15 protein-coding genes and 2 pseudogenes are annotated in these 18467 nt (G+C 45.4%); 6 read left to right on the forward strand and 11 right to left on the reverse strand.

Features of this window, described 5'->3' with window-relative positions; all coding sequences use genetic code 11:
* Window positions 1-45 precede the first annotated feature (45 nt).
* From NQ542_RS02610 to NQ542_RS02620, 3 genes are all read right to left on the reverse strand, one after another.
* The gene (locus NQ542_RS02610) at window positions 46-486 is read right to left on the reverse strand and encodes a MarR family winged helix-turn-helix transcriptional regulator (RefSeq protein WP_005640299.1); all 441 of its coding nucleotides are present in this window, start codon (window positions 484-486) and stop codon (window positions 46-48) included.
* Window positions 487-555: 69 nt separating this feature from the next.
* Window positions 556-945 (reverse strand): hypothetical protein, encoded by a 390-nt coding sequence (locus NQ542_RS02615; RefSeq protein WP_005640301.1) that lies wholly within the window; start codon window positions 943-945, stop codon window positions 556-558.
* Between the two features lie 24 nt (window positions 946-969).
* Window positions 970-1818, reverse strand: coding sequence for a peptidylprolyl isomerase (locus tag NQ542_RS02620; protein ID WP_005640303.1), 849 nt, complete (start codon window positions 1816-1818; stop codon window positions 970-972).
* A gap of 111 nt (window positions 1819-1929) precedes the next feature.
* Between NQ542_RS02620 and NQ542_RS02625 the strand changes: the two genes are divergently transcribed.
* Complete coding sequence (locus tag NQ542_RS02625; RefSeq protein WP_005640306.1) at window positions 1930-3606, forward strand: putative transporter; 1677 nt, start codon at window positions 1930-1932, stop codon at window positions 3604-3606.
* A 124-nt stretch (window positions 3607-3730) separates the two neighbouring features.
* Here the strand turns inward: NQ542_RS02625 and NQ542_RS02630 are convergent, their stop codons facing one another.
* On the reverse strand, window positions 3731-8263 hold the full coding sequence (locus tag NQ542_RS02630) for a translocation/assembly module TamB domain-containing protein (RefSeq protein WP_371745231.1): 4533 nt from the start codon (window positions 8261-8263) through the stop codon (window positions 3731-3733).
* 81 nt (window positions 8264-8344) lie between these two features.
* Here NQ542_RS02630 and tsaD point away from each other — a divergent pair, with 81 nt between their 5' ends.
* Both tsaD and NQ542_RS02640 read left to right on the forward strand, forming a co-directional pair.
* Window positions 8345-9373 carry a tRNA (adenosine(37)-N6)-threonylcarbamoyltransferase complex transferase subunit TsaD gene (gene tsaD, locus NQ542_RS02635; RefSeq protein ID WP_005650290.1) on the forward strand — a complete coding sequence of 343 codons (1029 nt, stop codon included), beginning with the start codon at window positions 8345-8347 and terminating at the stop codon, window positions 9371-9373.
* 132 nt (window positions 9374-9505) lie between these two features.
* Entirely contained in the window at window positions 9506-9970 is a 465-nt protein-coding gene (locus NQ542_RS02640) for a CinA family protein (RefSeq protein ID WP_005640311.1), read from the forward strand.
* Window positions 9971-9990: 20 nt separating this feature from the next.
* Here NQ542_RS02640 and NQ542_RS02645 read toward each other — a convergent pair whose 3' ends face one another.
* From NQ542_RS02645 to NQ542_RS02675, 7 genes and pseudogenes are all read right to left on the reverse strand, one after another.
* On the reverse strand, window positions 9991-10890 hold the full coding sequence (locus NQ542_RS02645) for a hypothetical protein (RefSeq protein ID WP_005640313.1): 900 nt from the start codon (window positions 10888-10890) through the stop codon (window positions 9991-9993).
* 6 nt (window positions 10891-10896) lie between these two features.
* On the reverse strand, window positions 10897-11541 hold the full coding sequence (nth, locus tag NQ542_RS02650; protein WP_005640314.1) for an endonuclease III: 645 nt from the start codon (window positions 11539-11541) through the stop codon (window positions 10897-10899).
* A gap of 3 nt (window positions 11542-11544) precedes the next feature.
* The gene (gene crcB, locus NQ542_RS02655; protein ID WP_005640316.1) at window positions 11545-11931 is read right to left on the reverse strand and encodes a fluoride efflux transporter CrcB; all 387 of its coding nucleotides are present in this window, start codon (window positions 11929-11931) and stop codon (window positions 11545-11547) included.
* A 79-nt stretch (window positions 11932-12010) separates the two neighbouring features.
* Window positions 12011-13030, reverse strand: coding sequence for a phenylalanine--tRNA ligase subunit alpha (gene pheS, locus NQ542_RS02660; RefSeq protein WP_005640318.1), 1020 nt, complete (start codon window positions 13028-13030; stop codon window positions 12011-12013).
* 107 nt (window positions 13031-13137) lie between these two features.
* A pseudogene (locus NQ542_RS02665) lies at window positions 13138-13386 on the reverse strand (DUF3078 domain-containing protein); the annotation flags it as partial.
* A gap of 66 nt (window positions 13387-13452) precedes the next feature.
* Window positions 13453-14397, reverse strand: a complete 945-nt coding sequence (locus tag NQ542_RS02670; protein WP_005640322.1) for a DMT family transporter — start codon at window positions 14395-14397, stop codon at window positions 13453-13455.
* A gap of 297 nt (window positions 14398-14694) precedes the next feature.
* Window positions 14695-14940 (reverse strand): annotated as a pseudogene (locus NQ542_RS02675) (2,3-bisphosphoglycerate-dependent phosphoglycerate mutase); the annotation flags it as partial.
* A gap of 277 nt (window positions 14941-15217) precedes the next feature.
* Between NQ542_RS02675 and nikR the strand changes: the two are divergent.
* The 3 genes from nikR to panB all read left to right on the forward strand — a co-directional run bounded on the left by nikR (window position 15218) and on the right by panB (window position 18465).
* Window positions 15218-15619 (forward strand): nickel-responsive transcriptional regulator NikR, encoded by a 402-nt coding sequence (gene nikR, locus NQ542_RS02680; protein WP_005650287.1) that lies wholly within the window; start codon window positions 15218-15220, stop codon window positions 15617-15619.
* A gap of 88 nt (window positions 15620-15707) precedes the next feature.
* Window positions 15708-17591 (forward strand): TonB-dependent receptor plug domain-containing protein, encoded by a 1884-nt coding sequence (locus NQ542_RS02685; protein WP_005640327.1) that lies wholly within the window; start codon window positions 15708-15710, stop codon window positions 17589-17591.
* Between the two features lie 46 nt (window positions 17592-17637).
* Window positions 17638-18465: a 3-methyl-2-oxobutanoate hydroxymethyltransferase gene (panB, locus tag NQ542_RS02690; protein WP_005640328.1), complete on the forward strand. Its 828-nt coding sequence runs from the start codon at window positions 17638-17640 to the stop codon at window positions 18463-18465.
* Window positions 18466-18467 lie beyond the last annotated feature (2 nt).

The raw sequence follows: 18467 nt of genomic DNA on the forward strand, positions 1-18467 counted from the left end.
TCGAATGTACTTGTTTCCGTCTTTATGGATAGCATACTGGACAAGTTACAATTTGTCCAGTATGCTATTTATTTTTTGTAAATTATTTCTACATGAGACAATTTGCCGGGAAGGCATTTCATTTCCTATCAGACCGTATATTCCATGCAACAGAGGTTTTACCCGGAGAGCGAGCCGTTCGCCCTCTTCTGTCAGGTAAATTTGTTTGTTACGCCGGTCCGTCGGGTTTCCTCGACGTTCTACCCAGCCTTTCTTTTCCAGATTATTGATAAGATTGGTCAAGCAAGCTTTGTCTTTAGCTGTCTGTTCTGCCAGATATTGCTGGCTGACTCCGGGTTTCTTCCATAAACGATGCATCACCTGGAGCATCTCGAATGTCATGTCGACATTATTGGTTCTCAATACTCTTTGTATGGTCTGGCGAAAGGTCATTCGCGTTTTCAGAATTTGGAGTATTAGTTCGTGTGCCGTTTCGTTATTTGCCATTGCTGTTTACTTTTACGGCACAAAAATAGTGAATATCCTTGAGATATCGGTTAAATGTTTGATTGTCGATTAAAGAATGCGCCGTTCCAATTCGTCCAACATATTCACGCGTTCCAAAGAAAATGTGTTGTCGTGCGTTTGTATATATTCCAAGATTGTCTTGGCTTTTTGCAACATCGCCTGCTCCTCGTCGGGATAGAGATAACTTTCTTCGATCAGGGTCTTGACGGCTATCTCAAGACGGAGGATTCCGCCGTTGTCATCACTGTCGAGTCGACGGACAAGCTCTTCGGGCTGGGCCGTCATAAGGGTAGGACGGTCCAGTTTGAGGGAACTGTATATGGTTTGGATCAACTCTGGAGTATGGCGAGCCGCATTTGTGTTGCGATTCATAATGATCTGAAGGACTACTTTAGCAAGTTCTTCGATCTGTATCATGATGAAGTCTCTCTTAAGCATAAGAAATATTAGCTTTGAAAATTGTCAATTGTCAATTGTCAATTGAATAATGCGGATATCCTTTTTAGGGCGGTCATATTCGTCGCGAGGTTGTCCGGCGATGATATCGAGCACATCGAATCCTTCAATGAGTTCGCCATATACGGTATAGTTGCCGTCCAGATGGTGACAACCGCCTTCTGTGGTGTAGGCTTTCCGTTGTTCTTTGGTGAACAGCAGATGTCCGGGTGTAGCACGTACCATTGAGTCTACTTGGGCGTTGATTTTACGCAGACGTTTTTGGTATTCGCGTTTATTGCTGGCTTTCTGCATACGTAGTTCGGCGCGGACGGGATAGAAGAATTTCTGCATAGCCTTCTCCTTGATATCCTGGTTGGCAATCATTTCCAGCGTGTCCAGTTCACCGCTGGTATAGACTTTTCCTTGTACGATATAGAATTGCGACATATCCGATTTCTTTTGCGGGTTGATGTCGTCGTTCTGGCGAGGAGCAGCCAACGCGCCCCGTTTGTTGAAATGGTGAGGCCGTATCTCCGGCATGATCTCCGAATTTCGGTCTCCGAAACCACAGCGGGCACCGGCGGGAGCATTGCGCGAATCAGGAGCACCGCCCTGTATCATAAATTCAGGGAGTACGCGTGTGAACAGCGTTCCGTTGTATTCGCCCCGTTTGGCACGTTCAATAAAGGTGCGGACGTGGTTAGGGACATCGTCATATAGTTTTGCTTTTAGGGTTCCGACGCTCGTGTTGATGGTGACTATTTTCGCAGGAACCTGTTCAGATGCAGATATTACGGTGTCCGCATCGCCCTGTCCGAAGACAGGAGAGAGGCAGGCCAACAAGCCTAATAAGATACAATAGCTCTTTTTCATCTTTTAAAATATTTGGTGGGTAAAGATAGTATTTATGTTGTTAAACACAAAGTAAATGGCTACCTTTGCAGCCTTTAAGGCAAATTTAAGATTATAACTACACGTATTATTATGAATTGGATTAATGATTTGTTATGGGGCGAGGGCATTGGCCACTCCATACTTCTGCTTTCCTTTGTGATCGCTGCAGGCATACAATTAGGCAAGATCAAAGTCTTCGGCGTATCTTTGGGAATTACTCTTGTGTTGTTTGTGGGGATCATTTTAGGACATTTCGGTTTTACGATCAACCACAACGTGATTCACTTTTTTAAAGAGTTCGGATTGATACTTTTTGTCTATTCTGTAGGTATGCAGGTCGGACCGGGTTTCTTTTCTTCTTTCAAACAAGGAGGGATTACGCTGAATATGCTGGCGTGCGGTATTGTGTTCTTAGGTGTCTTGACGGCTGTCATTCTGCATTATGCGACCGGTATTCCGATGCCGACAATGGTCGGAATCTTGTCGGGTGCGGTAACGAATACACCGGGATTGGGGGCTGCCCAGCAAGCATTTTCCGATATGCACGGAGTGTCTGACAATACGATTGCTTTGGGATATGCTGTCGCTTACCCTTTAGGGGTGATCGGTATTATCTTGTCTATTATCTTGATTAAGTATATTTTCCGTGTAAGTTTCGATAAGGAGAACGAGCAGTTGAACAGCGAAGATTCTTCTCATACCAATGAGGCCAAGCCGATCTCGTTGATCGTGAAGAATCCCGCTATCTTCAATAAGACGGTTGCCGAATTATCGAACCTGCTGGAACATCGTGATTTTGTTATTTCCCGTGTCTGGCGTGATAGCAACAAGCAGATCGAAATCGCTTCGGCCAATACCGTATTGCAGGAAAACGACAAGGTTTTTGTTATCACGACTGAGACGGATGCCGAGACGATCAAGACCTTTATCGGAGAAGAGATCGATATGGAACGTAAACAGTGGATCCGTATGGAAAGCCAATTTATCAACCGCCGTATCCTGATCACGAAACCGGAGTTGAACGGTAAGCGTCTGGGACAATTGAAATTGCGGAAATTGTATGGTATCAATATCACTCGTATCAATCGTGCTGGTGTCGATCTTGTTGCCAAACCTGGGTTGACTTTGCAGGTAGGCGACCGTGTGAACGTAGTCGGTACCGAAACAGCGGTCTCCAATGTGGAAAAGGTTTTGGGTAATTCGATGAAGCGTCTGAATGAACCGAACCTGATTACTATCTTCGTCGGTATTGCGTTGGGTATCGTGCTGGGTAGTATTCCAATTTCCTTCCCAGGTATTCCGCAGCCGGTCAAGTTAGGTCTGGCGGGCGGTCCGCTGGTTGTGGCTATTCTGATCAGCCGTTTCGGTTACCATTATAAATTGATTACTTACACGACACAGAGTGCAAACTTGATGTTACGTGAGATCGGTATTACACTTTTCCTTGCTTGCGTAGGTATTAGTGCTGGTGACGGTTTTGTCGATACGATTGTGAATAATGGCGGTTTTGCTTGGATAGGCTACGGTTTCATCATTACGTTTGTGCCGCTGATGATCATTGGTTGTATCGGCCGTTATTTCTGCAAGGTCAATTACTTTACGCTTATGGGGCTCATTGCCGGTAGTACGACTGATCCGCCTGCATTGGCCTATTCGAATGCGACAGCCGGAAACGACGCTCCGTCGGTTGGGTATGCGACTGTCTATCCGTTGACTATGTTTCTCCGGGTATTGACGGCACAGTTGTTGATTCTGTTCTTCGCGTAATCGTACTAATTAATATTATGAAAACGGGGGCTTGTATTTCTATATATGCAGGCCCCCGTTTCATGATGTGCCAGTCTTCTTTTATAGAAACGTGGCCTCTTCTTTCATACATATGAAATCCGGATTACTTTTTTGTATGTTCTGTTGCTGTCGGAATTTGCTCTGTGGTTACCGGTGTTTGCTGTGTGCTGTCTGGTACGGTGGGGCGCAGGGGGATCAGAGGATATTTCTTCCGTCGCCGGAAAATATCGGAGAAGCGGGTAAAGTCTTTCTTATACATGATACCTACGCCCTGTGTTGTCAGGGCTTGTTTTAGAATCATATACATGTCGTTGGCATGGTTGTAGGCTTTCAGGCGGATATCACCGCTGGGCGTCAGCAGATATTCGAGGTCGAATTCACCGATGAAGGCATTCTTCTGATTGTTGATCGTACTGTTTTTGTACCCGAAGTTTCCGTTGAATATGAGGCGGTTGTTTAGTAATTGGCTGGACAGCAGCATTTCTACTTCCGTATCTTCGATACCGTCCTGGCTGGTCCGGATATTTGTACCGAGTTGCACTTTGTCGGTGAAGCTATTCATGATACTGGATATTTGGGAAGAAAGGGCGGATGAGGCCACTGCGCTGAAATCGTTCGATTTATATTGCGCATTGTATTCCGGCGTATAGAATTTGTTCAGAACCAGCAGATAGATAATTTGCCGGGTCATCATGTCTTCTGTATCAACCAGACTTTTGACCTGCCGTTGGAGCTCTTCGTTGGAGCTCGGCAGTTCGAGGTCGAACGAAATGGTTGGGTTCCTCAGCACACCGTCTAATTTCAATACGCAATTGACCGGCGTATTGCGTCGGGAGCTTTCGTACGTCAGACTGGGATCCAGGTCTTGTATGTTGGCTGTTACGTTATAGATGGCATTTACATTCATCGTTGCCTCGAAGGGATCTCCCCGGAAGTTGATAATACTGCCATCCCGTATCTTGAAGTTTTTATGGATGAGTTGTTGTAGGCTGAAATTATAGTTTCCTTGTACGATCCCGATGTTTCCATACATGCGCAAGTCGGTTTTCGTCCCGTACTGTATCTGGAGGCTTCCGTTGCAGTTACCTGTTATTTTATCGCCTGCGACCGGATCCATAATCAGCTCTATATCGGCATCCGGTGTGATGTCGAGAAGGAAGTTCATGCGCAATTCCGCCCCTTCGTCTTCGTTTTTGAAGATAAGAGGTTTAATGGAATCGACCGGTTTGGTAAGTGCCATTTCCCGCAATTCTTTTTTATTCACGAAAGTGATGAAATCATATTCTGCCGCGGAAGAGTTGTTCATGAAGTCGAGTTTGACGGATGTCTTGGGATCACTTCGCATATTGATATCGAAGTTGATCAATTGCCCGTTCCCTTTTATGGAGGCTGTTCCGGTTCCGAAAACGGTTCCGAATATCAGCGGATTCTGCTTTTGAGGCGCATCGAATACCAACATATTGTTTGTCTGGACTCCTACATCGAAGCTGACATCTTTGAAATGTTTGTGATTGACGGTCAGATTAACCTTTGCCGAGTTGCCGAATTTGTCATGCACCGTTACGTTGCGTCCGATGATCGCCCCCGGTGTCAGATGGATGGAGTCGGAGAAAGTGTAGTAGGTGTTCAGATATTCGATACCCAGCCCACCATCGAGAACAAAGGCGTCCCCCTCTACATTCAACGCCTTGAACGGCCCGTGCAGATGGATATTCCCGAAGCCCCGTCCTTGCATGTTCTTAGCGATATTTTCGACGAAAGGATGCAGGAAAGCCAAGTTCAGGTCGTTTGCCCCGAAGAAGAGGGAAAGGCCTGCGTTTTTGCCGACCGGATAGACATAGCCGCTCACATCAGTCCAAGTCGTATCGTTCTTGTAGATGCTGCCTAACATCAGAATGCCTTTTTGCTGGTCGTCCCATTCGCTAAAAAGGTTGAGGCGTCCTAATTGTACTTGGTTGAACGAGAAGTTTTGTACTTCGAGATCGGTGTTTAGCATCCGACTGCCGTAGAGGTCGGTAATGTTGAAGGTTCCGGTAGCCTTTCCGGCAAATTGAAGTACTGGGATATTCAGAATGTCAAAGATATAGCTCAGTTCTACTTGTTTCAGATCCAGTAACAGTGTATCGGCCGGATCTTTTGAAACTGTTCCTTCCATGTGGAGATATTCGGTGCCGTTGGAGACGGAAAAGTCTTGTATCCCAATCTTGCCGTCTGCAATGGTGATAGTAGACGGGGCTATGTGCCAGGTGGAATCGTTCAGGATCAGCGGACTCTCGTTCAGCGAGATTTCCGTACGCAGTTTGGCCGGCCCTTTTTCCTGTTCTTCCTCGATGAAGAGTGTGGAGGCGGAGAGGTCTGCTTTAAACAAGCGTTCTTTGTTGTTGGCCCAGCTGATCTGCGTCTGTATCCGGTTGTCTTTGGCATCGGCTTTCAGGTCCATATAGTTGCGCAATCCTTTGGCATTGTAGTTGGTTGCCTTGAGCTTCAAGTTTACCCTGTCTTCCGGGTTGTCACAGGTCAGATAGCCGGATTCGAACATGGACTTGCCGATGTTGAATTTAGGCAGATAGGCCTCGAAGCGGAAGCGGTTGTACAGGTTATTGTAATGTCCTGTGATACGTCCTTGGGTCAACATCGTAAAAGGCAGTTTCAGGGTGTTGGATATGGCTTCCGTATTTTCGATAGTCAGCAAGAGGGAGAAATTGTTTTCCATCACCTTCTGTTTCTTTTGCGTGACGTTGATCAGAGCCGGGATATACCCCTTTAATGTTTGCATAAGGCTGGGAACGATTGTCGTGAAGGAATAAGCACCCGTCACTTCGCCGTTCAAGACGTCGGAGGTGATGGCCAGATGACGGTCCAGTGAATGCCCCGTAGCCTCTACCTTGAACTTTTTCAGGAAAAAGCTGTCTGGCTTGGTCTTGAAGGAGAGGCTGTCAAGCGTAATGCTCCCTTCTAGGTTGTCGATATTGTTTCCCGTGAAGTCGGCATTCAGTGTGCAGGAGATATCCGGAGCCTCGTATTTATTCGTCAGATGGAGGCTGTCCGGATGGAAATGTTCCAGACGTGAAGTGAAGTTGAACATAGAATTTTTGCCTTCATGCAGGAATAGCCCTTCGGCATACAGTTTGCCGTTCGGATCGTTGATGTCCAACACTCCGTTGAACCCGTTTTTCTGGAAATTACCTGACAGGAGTATGTTTTCATATTTGTAGCCTTTGTATTCGAACTCGTCTATATTCGCCTTTATGTTACCTGAAAACGACCCGTTGGCAGGACGGTGTGTGTCCAGCGTAACGGCTAACTTGGCTGTTCCATACGGATTACCGTCCGGAAAAAGTTCATTCAGGTGCAAGGGGGAAGTCGAAAGGTGTCCTTTCAGGTAGGCGGCGATATTCTTCTCCTTGTCGTTTCCGAATATCAGGTCGGTCTGGACGGAACCGATCGCCGACGAGAACTTGCCGAAAGCGACCAGGTTGTCGAAGAAACCGGATATCTCTCCGGTAAAGTTGATCGTGCCTAACTTGACGATCGCATCCGGCAGCTTGACTGGGCGTTCGTTGAAGTTGTTAGCAAGGCCCGAAATTCCTTCGGTCGTGATATACATCTTATTGACTTGTCCGAAGATATAGGCGTCTTCCGGGTGTGTTATTCCTTTCATCTCCATCTTGCCGACAAAAAGCATCTTGTCGCTGTATTTCAGTGTCAGCCGTTTCAAGCCGATATTGTTTATGTAGCCCGATGCCTCGGCCGAAAGTTCGATGGTTTCCGAGAAGTTGCGGAATGCCGGGACGAAAGCGGAGAGGTCTTTCAGGCAAATTTGCGAAGGTGCGATATTCAGTTCGACTGGCGAATGATCCAGTAAATCGGATGCACTAACTGCTTCTCCGGTATGGATATGGGCGCGGTCTATTTTAAGATCTGTTTCTGGCAGCTTGATTTCAAAGTTGTTAATGATCGCGCTGTCTTTGTTGGCTACGATGTTGAGCGAAAGCTTGTTCAGCGAAAAGCCCGAAGCCTCGTCGAAACTCATCTTCTTGATATTGGCATTGAGGCTGTCCTTGTTGAATGCCTTCATAGAGATTTTGGCACTTATATTGCGGATGTCAATATGCTTGGCATTGAACTTTCCGGGGGTAGTGGCTGCATTCTTCACATCGTAACGGAAATTTCCCCGGCGTATTAAGATCGAGTTGAAACGCAGGTCGATATTGGATTGCTTTTTTACGGTGTCTTTGCTGGCGAAAGCATCGATGACGAATTGCAGGTTCAACTTATCTGCCGGCGTTTCCTTATGCAAGTTGACGGAGAAACCGAACAGGCGGACTGTCGAGAACACGATCCTGCCGTTTAACAAAGGCAGGATTTCGAAACCTGCCGACACATGGTTGGCATCGAACAGTACGGTTCCGCTTTCATCTTCGAGATACAGATTTTCCAGTACCAAGCGGTTGAACCATTCGATGTCTACATTCCCGATCCGTACGGGCACACCTAAACGCTCGGATAATTCTCTCGTTGCCGTCGTTGCCACTTTTTGCTGCACATAGGGAATGCGCAATAAGATGGCCGGAGTTGCATAGAATATCCAGAACAGAGTGAGCAGGGTGACAATTATGTATTTAAGTCCTTTGATATCTTTACTATAATTTAAGCACAAAACTACAACAATATCCCGATAGATTTCGTTAATTTGCACAAAAATTAAAACGAAGATATGAGTGTGACAATCTTAGGAATCGAATCATCGTGTGATGATACTTCCTCATCTGTAATACGCGACGGCGTGATGTTGTCGAATGTAATTGCCAGTCAAGCTGTTCACGAAGCCTACGGCGGTGTTGTTCCCGAATTGGCTTCCCGCGCACATCAACAGAACATTATCCCGGTGGTTGCCGAAGCGATCAAGCGTGCCGGTATCGATAAATCCGAATTGAGTGCCGTTGCTTTCACCCGTGGGCCGGGTTTGATGGGGTCGTTGTTGGTCGGAACTTCTTTTGCCAAAGGTTTGGCGGCTTCGTTGGACATTCCGATGATCGAGATCAACCATTTGCAGGCGCATGTGTTGGCCCATTTCATCAAGGAGACGCCGGAAGACGATCATGCTCCTTCGTTCCCGTTCCTTTGCCTGTTGGTATCTGGTGGGAACTCGCAGATTATCAAGGTGAACGCATATAACGATATGGAGGTGATCGGACAGACGATCGACGATGCTGCCGGTGAAGCGTTCGACAAATGTGCGAAGGTGATGGGGCTGGGGTATCCTGGGGGACCTGTCGTGAATCGCCTTGCCAACGAAGGAAACCCGAAGGCTTTTACATTTAGCAAACCGCATATCCTCGGTTACGACTATAGTTTCAGTGGGCTGAAAACCTCTTTCCTTTATACCTTGCGTGACAAACTACAGGAGGAACCTGATTTTATCGAAAAGAACAAGCAGGATCTTTGTGCCTCTTTGCAAGCGACGGTGATCGATATCCTGATGAACAAATTGCGCCGGGCGGCAAAAGATCTGGGCATTAAGGAGGTTGCCGTAGCTGGTGGCGTATCGGCCAATTCCGGCTTGCGGGATGCATTTCTTGACCATGCGAAACGTTTTGGCTGGAAGGTGCATATCCCGAAATTCTCTTTCACGACGGACAATGCGGCAATGGTTGCCATAACGGGGTATTACAAATATCTCGACAAGCAATTTTGCCCGATGGATGCGGCTCCCTTTGCAAGGGTAGAGGTGAAACTAAGGTAACATGTTGGTCGTTTCATGGGCATGAAACAAAAGTTTCCCCTGCATGAAACAAAAGTTTCCCCTGCATGAAACAAAAGTTTCCTACAGGGGAAACTTTTTATAAGATATAGGAACAAGGTAAAGAAGATACGAATGGTTATAGAAAAAGAAATAGGCGAGTTGCTTCGTTCCCGCCATCTGACGATGGGAACGGCTGAAAGTTGTACCGGCGGATATATTGCACATCTGATTACACGTGTGGCTGGCAGTTCAGATTACTTTTGTGGAGGAGTCGTTTCCTACAGCAATGAAGTGAAGCACCATGTTTTAGGCGTTTCGGAAGATAGCTTGGCGCAGTACGGGGCAGTCAGTCGTCCGGTCGTCGAGCAGATGGCGTTAGGAGCGATCCGTGTGTTAGGTTGCGACTGTGCGGTTGCCACTTCCGGCATTGCCGGTCCCGGTGGAGGTACGCCGGAAAAGCCGGTCGGAACTGTCTGGATTGCTGCCGCCCTGAAAGACATGGTCGTATCAGAATGCTGTCATTTCGGGACAGAGCGTGAAGATAATATCCGGTTGGCGGCGAATACGGCGTTGAGGATGCTGCAGCAGTTGCTATAAAATAATATGTTTCTCGTTATTTATTGGCCCTTAGCTGTGAAACATCCTGTATAAAACATCCGGTTGTTTTCTCGTGCCGTTTGGTTGGACACTTTGAATTGCGGAAAGGCCTGTTCCAGCCTTAGCACCAATGTGTCGCCTAAAGATGTATATAAACTGTCGGCGGTCGAATTATAGGGAAGACTGCCGAAATAGCAAAGATGATTTTCATTCATGAAAAGATCGGCGCCTAACCAACCTTTTCGGATACCCCATTCGGTTGAATCGGGGAGGGAAACATAGAGGTCGAGACTGTCCGATTGTACCATCAGGTTCAAAGGGGCGTTTTTGTCGAATGACTTGCGCAGGCGGTCTTGGTCGGGTAGCAGGTAACTTTGCCGGTTTCGTTGGATTTGGGCGACTTCTTCGAGTAGTTTCTTGCTGTAACTTGCCACCCATATGCCCTCGTGTTGATAATAACCGAAAAAACGGTTTCCGGTATCCGGGTAATAGGTAAAAGTGATGCCGTCCCTTTTTTGTTTCTGCGGAGCGAACGAGCCGAAAGCCTTTTGCAATGTGTTTTTCTCTATCCGGCCGACGAGGTTGTTTCCCGCTTGTGCATAAAGGATAACTCCCTGTGGATGGAAAGATAGAAGTAACCACGGGATATTCCGGTTGTTTTGGATGATGGAAAGGTAGATATCCGGAATCTTCGAGGCGAAAGCATCCCGTTCCGAGTCTCGGGATAAGATATATTTGGTGAAAGCGGCAGGGCGATTTACACTTAGGATCGCATCCGATGCCGGGGCGACTAAGGTATATAGATCAGTCCGCACCGTATCTTTCTCTTTTTGCATTTTGCCTAAAAAGAACCAGACTGCCACCAGTGTAGCGAGAGCAGCTATAACGAATGTCACTATTTCTCGCTTGTCAGCTTTCATTGTACGTTATGTTTTCTTGGGACTCAGGAAATATTTACACCAAGGTTTGAGACCACATTCTTCGCATTTGGGCTTGCGGGCGATACAGGTGTAACGTCCGTGCAGGATCAACCAGTGGTGGGCGATCGGGATTTGTTCCTCCGGGATATGCTTCACCAACTCCTTTTCCGTTTCCAACGGGGTTTTGCTGTTGTTTGTCAGGCCGATGCGGTTGGCTACGCGGAACACATGTGTGTCGACAGCCATTGCTGGCTTGTTGTAGACGACCGAGGCTATGACGTTTGCCGTCTTGCGGCCTACGCCGGGCAACTTTTGCAACTCGTCTATATCGGATGGTACGACACCGTCGAAATCGGACATCAGCATCTTCGCCATGCCGACTAAATGTTTTGATTTATTGTTGGGATAAGATACGCTTCGGATATATTCAAAGATCACTTCCGAAGTAGAAGCGGCCATGACTTCGGGGGTCGGAAAATCCCGGAAGAGGGCAGGAGTGATCATATTCACCCGTTTATCCGTACATTGGGCGGACAGGATCACAGCGATAAGCAATTGATATGGGTTGTCGTAATGCAGTTCCGTTTCGGCGACCGGCACATGCTCGTTGAACCAATTCAAGACTCCTTTATATCGTTCCTCTTTGCGCATATATTATTTTATTAGTGACATGAAATTTTTACCAAGAAGCAATCCTAAGAATACGGCTAACAATCCTAACACATTGCTGGCGATCAGGTTTAAAAGTGCCAACTTATATTCGCCTGTTTTCATCAGCGACATCGTATCTAGTGCAAACGAAGAGAATGTGGTAAATCCGCCGAACAGCCCGGTGAAGAGAAATACTCTTGCGCCCGCAGATAGATTACAAGTTTCGGCTATACTCCAACAGAAGCCGATGAGGAAAGAGCCGATCACATTGACCGAAAGTATCCCGAAAGGGAAGGAGTGTAGCATCGAACGCTGTACCCACGTGGAAACTCCGTAGCGGAATACGGTGCCGATTGCCCCTCCTGTTATAAGTAGTAAAACCTTTATCATACCATTTACGTTTTTAGTGTGTTTTTCCCCGGGCTGGTTAAGGACCCGGGGAAGATGGTAAATGATTTAGGTTCTCAACTTAATTGGCTGACTCAAACTGTCTCAGAAAACGGACATCGTTTTCGGAGAACATGCGTAAGTCTTTTACTTGGTATTTCAGGTTTGTTATACGCTCAATCCCCATTCCTAAAGCATAACCGGAATATACTTTGCTGTCGATACCACAGTTTTCAAGCACATTCGGGTCTACCATACCGCAACCGAGAATTTCTACCCAACCGGTTCCTTTACAGAACGGGCAGCCTTTTCCACCACAGATATTACAAGAAATATCCATTTCGGCAGAAGGTTCAGTGAACGGGAAATAAGATGGACGCAAGCGAATTTTCGTGTCTGCGCTGAACATTTCTTTGGCGAAGAACAGTAATGCCTGTTTCAAGTCGGCGAAAGAAACGTTTTTGTCCACATACAAGGCTTCTACCTGATGGAAGAAACAGTGTGCGCGATAGGAGATCGCTTCATTACGATATACACGTCCCGGACAGATAATACGGATAGGAGGCTCTTGATTCTCCATGACACGTGTTTGTACGGAAGAAGTGTGTGTACGAAGCAATACGTCCGGATTATGTTGGATAAAGAAAGTATCCTGCATGTCGCGGGCAGGGTGGTCTTCTGCAAAGTTCAAAGAAGAGAATACATGCCAGTCGTCTTCGATTTCCGGTCCTTCAGCAATGCTGAATCCTAAGCGTCCGAAGATGTCGCAGATTTCTTTCTTTACGAGTGAAAGCGGATGGCGAGTACCTAATTCAATAGGATAGGATGTACGGGTGAGGTCGATGTCATCATTCGTCGTCTGTACATTCTCAAAGCTGGCTTTCAGCTCATTAATTCTATTTTGGGTTGCCTCTTTCAGCTTGTTGAGGTGCTGGCCGACTTCACGCTTCTGATCTGCCGCTACATTGCGAAAATCATTCATCAGCAAAGATATTTCACCTTTTTTGCTGAGATATTTAATGCGTAATGCCTCCACTTCTTCAGCGTTTGCCGCTTTCAGGTTCTCTACTTCCTTAAGCAGAGCGTTAATCTTATTGATCATTTCTAATCATTTTTATTTTCAACGTGCAAATTTACTCCTTTCTTTGAATACTGCAACCGATTACGGTGGGTTTTTTTGAAAAAAGGGAGTCAACTATTCTCTTTTTATCAGAAATTGTAAGCTACGCCGATACCTAAAATATCTTTGAACTGAACTTTGGCGCCGCGTTTTTCGCCTTCATCATTAATGGTTTTTACGTCGTTGTCGTATTTGAGCGTGGTGTTGAGTGTAGCATTGAGGTATTTGTTAATTTTCATGTTGATCAGAACATCCCAGTTCATGTCTACGTTACCGAACTGCTTATTATAAGGAATAAAAAAGTCCACGTTTATGATCTGGTTCACGTTCTCCATGATTTTTCACAAATGTAAAAAACAGGTAGCATTCGCTTTTGTTTACCCAGACTTCACAGATCAAAGTTATTATCCGTTCATCTTACCTTTTCTTTTGAGCGGCAACCGAGGGAAGAGCTTTCTAAAACGGATCAAATGACTCGTGATGTTGCTGCCCGCAATGATGATTGTCACGGCGAGAATAATTAATAATATCCCGCAACCGATCCTTGGTGTCAAGGTTTCGCCGAACACGGCAACCCCGAAAAATACAGCTGTGACCGGCTCTAGTGCTCCCAGTATGGCTGTCGGTGTCGAACCGATATACTGGACAGCACTAGTTGTACAAAGGAATGAAATGGCGGTAGGGAAGACGGCAAGCGCGATCAGGTTTCCCCAAAGATACCATTTGTCCACAATATAAAGGTCTTTCCCGAACCCGACACGGACAAAGAATAGAGATACGCCGAAAAGCAGTATGTAAAAAGTCAGCGGAAGCGTAGCCACGTTTTTCAGTGTCGATTGGTTCACTCCTATTATGTAGATGGCATAGGAGAGAGCTGAAGCCATAACCAGCAAAACACCGGTGAGACTGAGTGTTGTGCCATCACCGCTTTTATAGAGCAGACCGATACCTGATAGTGCCAGTAAAATGCAAAAGACTGTTTGTAAGGTTAGTTTCTCTTTGAATACAAGTGCCATAATCAATGCGACCATGATCGGATAGACGAAAAGAAGTGTAGAAGCAATCCCGACTTCCATATAATTGTAACTTTGGAACAAAGCTAATGAAGAAAAAGCAACCAATAGCCCCATGACAATCAGTGGAACTGCTGCTTTATGTTCTATTTTGAAACTTCTCCCTCTCCCTTTAATCATCATGCCTAGTATGGGAATTGCGAACAAGTACCTGAAAAAAAGAACCGAATCAGGATCCATTCCGTCTTTATACAGTGGAAGAGCAAATAGTGGGTTAGTTCCGTAAGTCGCAGCGGCGATCGCTCCCAAAAAATATCCTTTTACCTTTGTATTCATGTCATGTAGAATTTGAGGTGCAAATGTAATAATATATATTGATCTTTTTTGTTCTGTTAAAATCTGCAATTTGTAATTTCCTGCCCTTGTGTCTCTCCCTTTTGGAGGCTGGACAGGGAAGGAAGCGAAACTACAGCAGCTTACAATAATCCCTGCAAAAAGTTATTCACATTCGGATACCTATGAGAGGCAAAGGCATTTGCTTAGTCAAATAATAAAATAAATGTTTCCGGGCATTGAAATAAAAAGAGGATAAATATTGGGGGAGGATACCCGGGAACATTCTTTGTATTTAATTTATTTTGACTTTTTCCCCTGATGGGCTACGGCATCCATTAGTTTTTTGATTTTTTCCGGATCGTCGAGGAAATAATCCTTTACGAAATTCAGATTATCGTCAAACTCAAATATATACGGTACGGCAGTCGGCAGATTGAGATGTATGATTTCGTCGTCCGGAATGTTTTTTAAATATTTGATGATCCCGCGTAGGCTGTTCCCATGAGCGGCAATCAATATCTCATCGGAAGTTTCGAGTGAAGGGATTTTCCTTGTTCCAGATACTTTCCCCGTGGCGGAGCAATACTATTTTTTTCATATTCTTCTGTTTTTACATTTATATATATAACAACAGGACGAAGGCGATGGATTAGAGCTGCTTTTTCATTAATCTGTAAAAGTGGTTATATTATCTGTAATCCGTATACAGTCCGGTTATTATTATCCGTCTATTTTTGCAATTGTAAAAGCTTGTCTGGTATTTTATCGAAAAAGTAGTATATTTGCAGGCAATAATTTAAGAATCAAAAAATTGTGGGATATGCCTTTGAAGCGTTTCGGAGTCTCGTTGGAGGATAACCTGCTGGAGTCGTTGGATCAGTATGTGAGCGAGAACGGTTTCGCCAACCGTTCGCAGGCGATCCGTTTTCTAGTGGAGAAGAATGTCGCTGAAAAGAAATGGCAATGTAACCATATCGTGGCAGGTACGATCATTCTTATGTATGACCAGGTAAAAAAGGATATTACTTCCCGGATTGCCGATATTCAGCAAAATTATCAGGATGTTATCTTGTCTTCTTCCCAATATTATGTGAACCGGAATTTTTGTCTGCACATTGCAACCGTGATGGGCACAGCTTACCGTCTGACTGAGTTGTCGGACCGGTTGACTACGATAAAGGGGCTTAAGCATGGCAAGTTGGTTATGAGCCGGGCTGATTAGATATATTTTTTACCCGTATGGTGACACGAATTTTGAAAAGTGTAACACGATTAAATAACAATAGAAATTTAATACATAAAAGTGAGATATGAAAAAAGTAATTTTACTTGCTTCCGGGCTTTTGTGCAGTTCGCTGGTCTTTGCAAGCGATCCGGCTGCAATTGATAGTCTGATTAATTTACAGGGGGTTGTGATTTCAGCGAATAAGGTACAAGTGAACCGAAGCAGTGTGCCACTTACTATCTCGGTGATAGACCGGGAGCAGATCGAGGCGAGCAGCGAATCGGCATTGTTGCCGGTACTTTCCCAACATGTCCCCGGATTGTTTGTGACGCAAAAGGGAATTACCGGTTTTGGAGTTTCGGAAGGAGCGGCAGGTACGGTTAACATTCGTGGTGTCGGAAGTGGAAATAAGGTTTTAATGCTGTTCGACGGGCAACCGCAATGGGCTGGAGTGTTCGGACATTCTTTGCCTGATACTTATGTGGCTTCGGATGTAGAGCGCGTGGAAGTGATTCGTGGTCCCGGTTCTTTGCTGTATGGTTCTAACGCGATGGGAGGGGTTGTCAATATCATTACCCGTCATCATAAACAGAAAGGACGGCGTACACAGGCGCGTGTGATGTATGGCTCTTACAATACGCAAAAATATATGGTGAATAATGGTTTTAACGTAGGTAAATTCAGTAGTTTTATCTCGATAAATCACGATCGAACCGATGGGCATCGACCAAATTCGGATTTTAACATCACAAATGGTTTTGCTAATTTAGGATATGCTTTCAATGAGCATTATAAGATGACAGGTGATGTAAGCCTTGCCAAATCGAAGTTTCAAAATCCTGGTAAAACATTTGAGCCTGTTATAGACAATAAAATGAATATTTTGCGTGGAACAGCTTCTATGGCATTGGAAAATAATCAGGGTAAGATGAGCGGGGCCTTGCGCCTGTTCTATAATTGGGGAAACCATAAAATCAATGATGGTTACAATCCAGGAGAAGAGCCTTTGACTTATCTTTTTCGTTCTGACGACCACAACGTGGGAGTTCAATTGTATGAATCGTTCCGTTTGTTTAAGGGGAATAACTTTACTGTCGGTGTGGATTATAAAAACTGGGGTGGACATGCTTGGAATGACAATAATGACGGTTCAAAAAAAGAATTGGTGGATAAAACGGTGAATGAAACAGCCGGATATGCCATCATGCAACAAGAACTTTTTGGCATATTGAGCCTGAATGCCGGTGTCCGCTATGAACACAGTAGCACTTATGGAGGCGAATGGGTTCCGCAGGGAGGAGTTACGGTACGTCCGTTTGAAGGAAATACGATCCGTGCATCTGTCTCTAAAGGATTTCGTAGTCCGAATATCCGCGAAATGTATATGTGGGGAGCTGCCAATGCAGATTTGAAACCGGAGAGTATGGTAAATTATGAAGTTGCTGTCGGACAGTCTTTTTTAGGGGGCGACTTGTATACTGAGCTGACAGCTTTCTTTATCGATGGGAAAGATATGATTTATTCCGTAAGCGTGAATGGGGACGGTAGACCTCCTTATAAGAATTTGAATACAGGAACCTTTACGAATAAAGGTATAGAGTTTGAAGCTCGCTATCAGATTTGCAAAAATTTGAACCTGGATATGAACTATAGTTATCTGCACATGAGCAAACCTATTCCTGGAGCCCCTGGACATAAGTTCTATGCAGGGGCCACCTATATGCCGGGACGTTTCACTTTGAACGTGAATATGCAGTCTGTCTTTGATTTGTATACAGATGCAGAATACTCTAAGAAAGAGGATTTTACAACTTTGAATGCGAAAGTCGCTTATCGTTTCGGTACACGTGATAAAGGATTGAACCTCTTTGTGAAAGGAGAAAACCTGACGGCAACCCGTTACACTATTAATGATGGTTTTCCGATGCCGAAAGCGATCTTCATGGGTGGGATTGATGTCACTTTCTAAACATTTTGTATACCTTTGCGCCTTGTAACAATTAATAAAAATCATTATGTCAGTTGCAAAAAGGGATTTAGAGGATAATAGAAAGGTGACCACACATCGCCTGATAGAAATGAAACAGCGTGGGGAGAAAATTTCCATGTTGACAGCTTACGATTATTCGATGGCTCAACTGATCGATCAGGCTGGTATGGATGTCATATTGGTAGGCGATTCGGCTTCCAACGTAATGGCTGGTAATGTAACGACACTGCCGATCACGCTTGACCAAATGATCTATCATGGCAAATCGGTCATGAAAGCGGTGAAACGTGCCTTGGTGGTGGTGGACCTGCCTTTTGGCACGTATCAAGGAAACTCAAAAGAAGCGTTGGCTTCGGCTATCCGTGTGATGAAGGAAACGCATGCGGATTGTATCAAGCTTGAAGGAGGTTCTGAAATTCGGGAATCTATCGAACGTATTCTGTGTGCGGGTATTCCTGTCATGGGACATCTGGGATTGACGCCTCAGTCTATTAATAAGTTCGGGACATATACGGTTCGTGCCCGTGAAGAAGCGGAAGCAAAGAAGCTGATCGCAGATGCTCATCTGTTGGAAGAGATCGGTTGCTTTGCAATCGTATTGGAGAAGATTCCGGCTGCTTTGGCTGCACAGGTCGCTTCCGAACTGACGATTCCGATTATCGGTATCGGTGCCGGCGGAGGAGTAGACGGACAGGTGTTGGTCATGCATGATATGTTAGGTATCAACCAGGGATTTTCTCCCCGTTTCTTGCGCCGTTATGCGAATTTGGCAGAAGATATCACCCGTGCCGTGCAGACTTATATTGAGGATGTGAAGACGCAAGATTTCCCGAACGAGAAGGAACAATATTAATA

Source organism: Parabacteroides merdae ATCC 43184 (genome assembly GCF_025151215.1).
Lineage (GTDB): Bacteria > Bacteroidota > Bacteroidia > Bacteroidales > Tannerellaceae > Parabacteroides > Parabacteroides merdae.

Bases quoted from the DNA above. Each gene is read 5' to 3' on its own strand.
- NQ542_RS02610 (WP_005640299.1), bottom strand. From the start codon at position 486: ATGGCAAATAACGAAACGGCACACGAACTAATACTCCAAATTCTGAAA.
- NQ542_RS02615 (WP_005640301.1), bottom strand. From the start codon at position 945: ATGCTTAAGAGAGACTTCATCATGATACAGATCGAAGAACTTGCTAAA.
- NQ542_RS02620 (WP_005640303.1), bottom strand. From the start codon at position 1,818: ATGAAAAAGAGCTATTGTATCTTATTAGGCTTGTTGGCCTGCCTCTCT.
- NQ542_RS02625 (WP_005640306.1), top strand. From the start codon at position 1,930: ATGAATTGGATTAATGATTTGTTATGGGGCGAGGGCATTGGCCACTCC.
- tsaD (WP_005650290.1), top strand. From the start codon at position 8,345: ATGAGTGTGACAATCTTAGGAATCGAATCATCGTGTGATGATACTTCC.
- NQ542_RS02640 (WP_005640311.1), top strand. From the start codon at position 9,506: ATGGTTATAGAAAAAGAAATAGGCGAGTTGCTTCGTTCCCGCCATCTG.
- NQ542_RS02645 (WP_005640313.1), bottom strand. From the start codon at position 10,890: ATGAAAGCTGACAAGCGAGAAATAGTGACATTCGTTATAGCTGCTCTC.
- nth (WP_005640314.1), bottom strand. From the start codon at position 11,541: ATGCGCAAAGAGGAACGATATAAAGGAGTCTTGAATTGGTTCAACGAG.
- crcB (WP_005640316.1), bottom strand. From the start codon at position 11,931: ATGATAAAGGTTTTACTACTTATAACAGGAGGGGCAATCGGCACCGTA.
- pheS (WP_005640318.1), bottom strand. From the start codon at position 13,030: ATGATCAATAAGATTAACGCTCTGCTTAAGGAAGTAGAGAACCTGAAA.
- NQ542_RS02670 (WP_005640322.1), bottom strand. From the start codon at position 14,397: ATGAATACAAAGGTAAAAGGATATTTTTTGGGAGCGATCGCCGCTGCG.
- nikR (WP_005650287.1), top strand. From the start codon at position 15,218: ATGCCTTTGAAGCGTTTCGGAGTCTCGTTGGAGGATAACCTGCTGGAG.
- NQ542_RS02685 (WP_005640327.1), top strand. From the start codon at position 15,708: ATGAAAAAAGTAATTTTACTTGCTTCCGGGCTTTTGTGCAGTTCGCTG.
- panB (WP_005640328.1), top strand. From the start codon at position 17,638: ATGTCAGTTGCAAAAAGGGATTTAGAGGATAATAGAAAGGTGACCACA.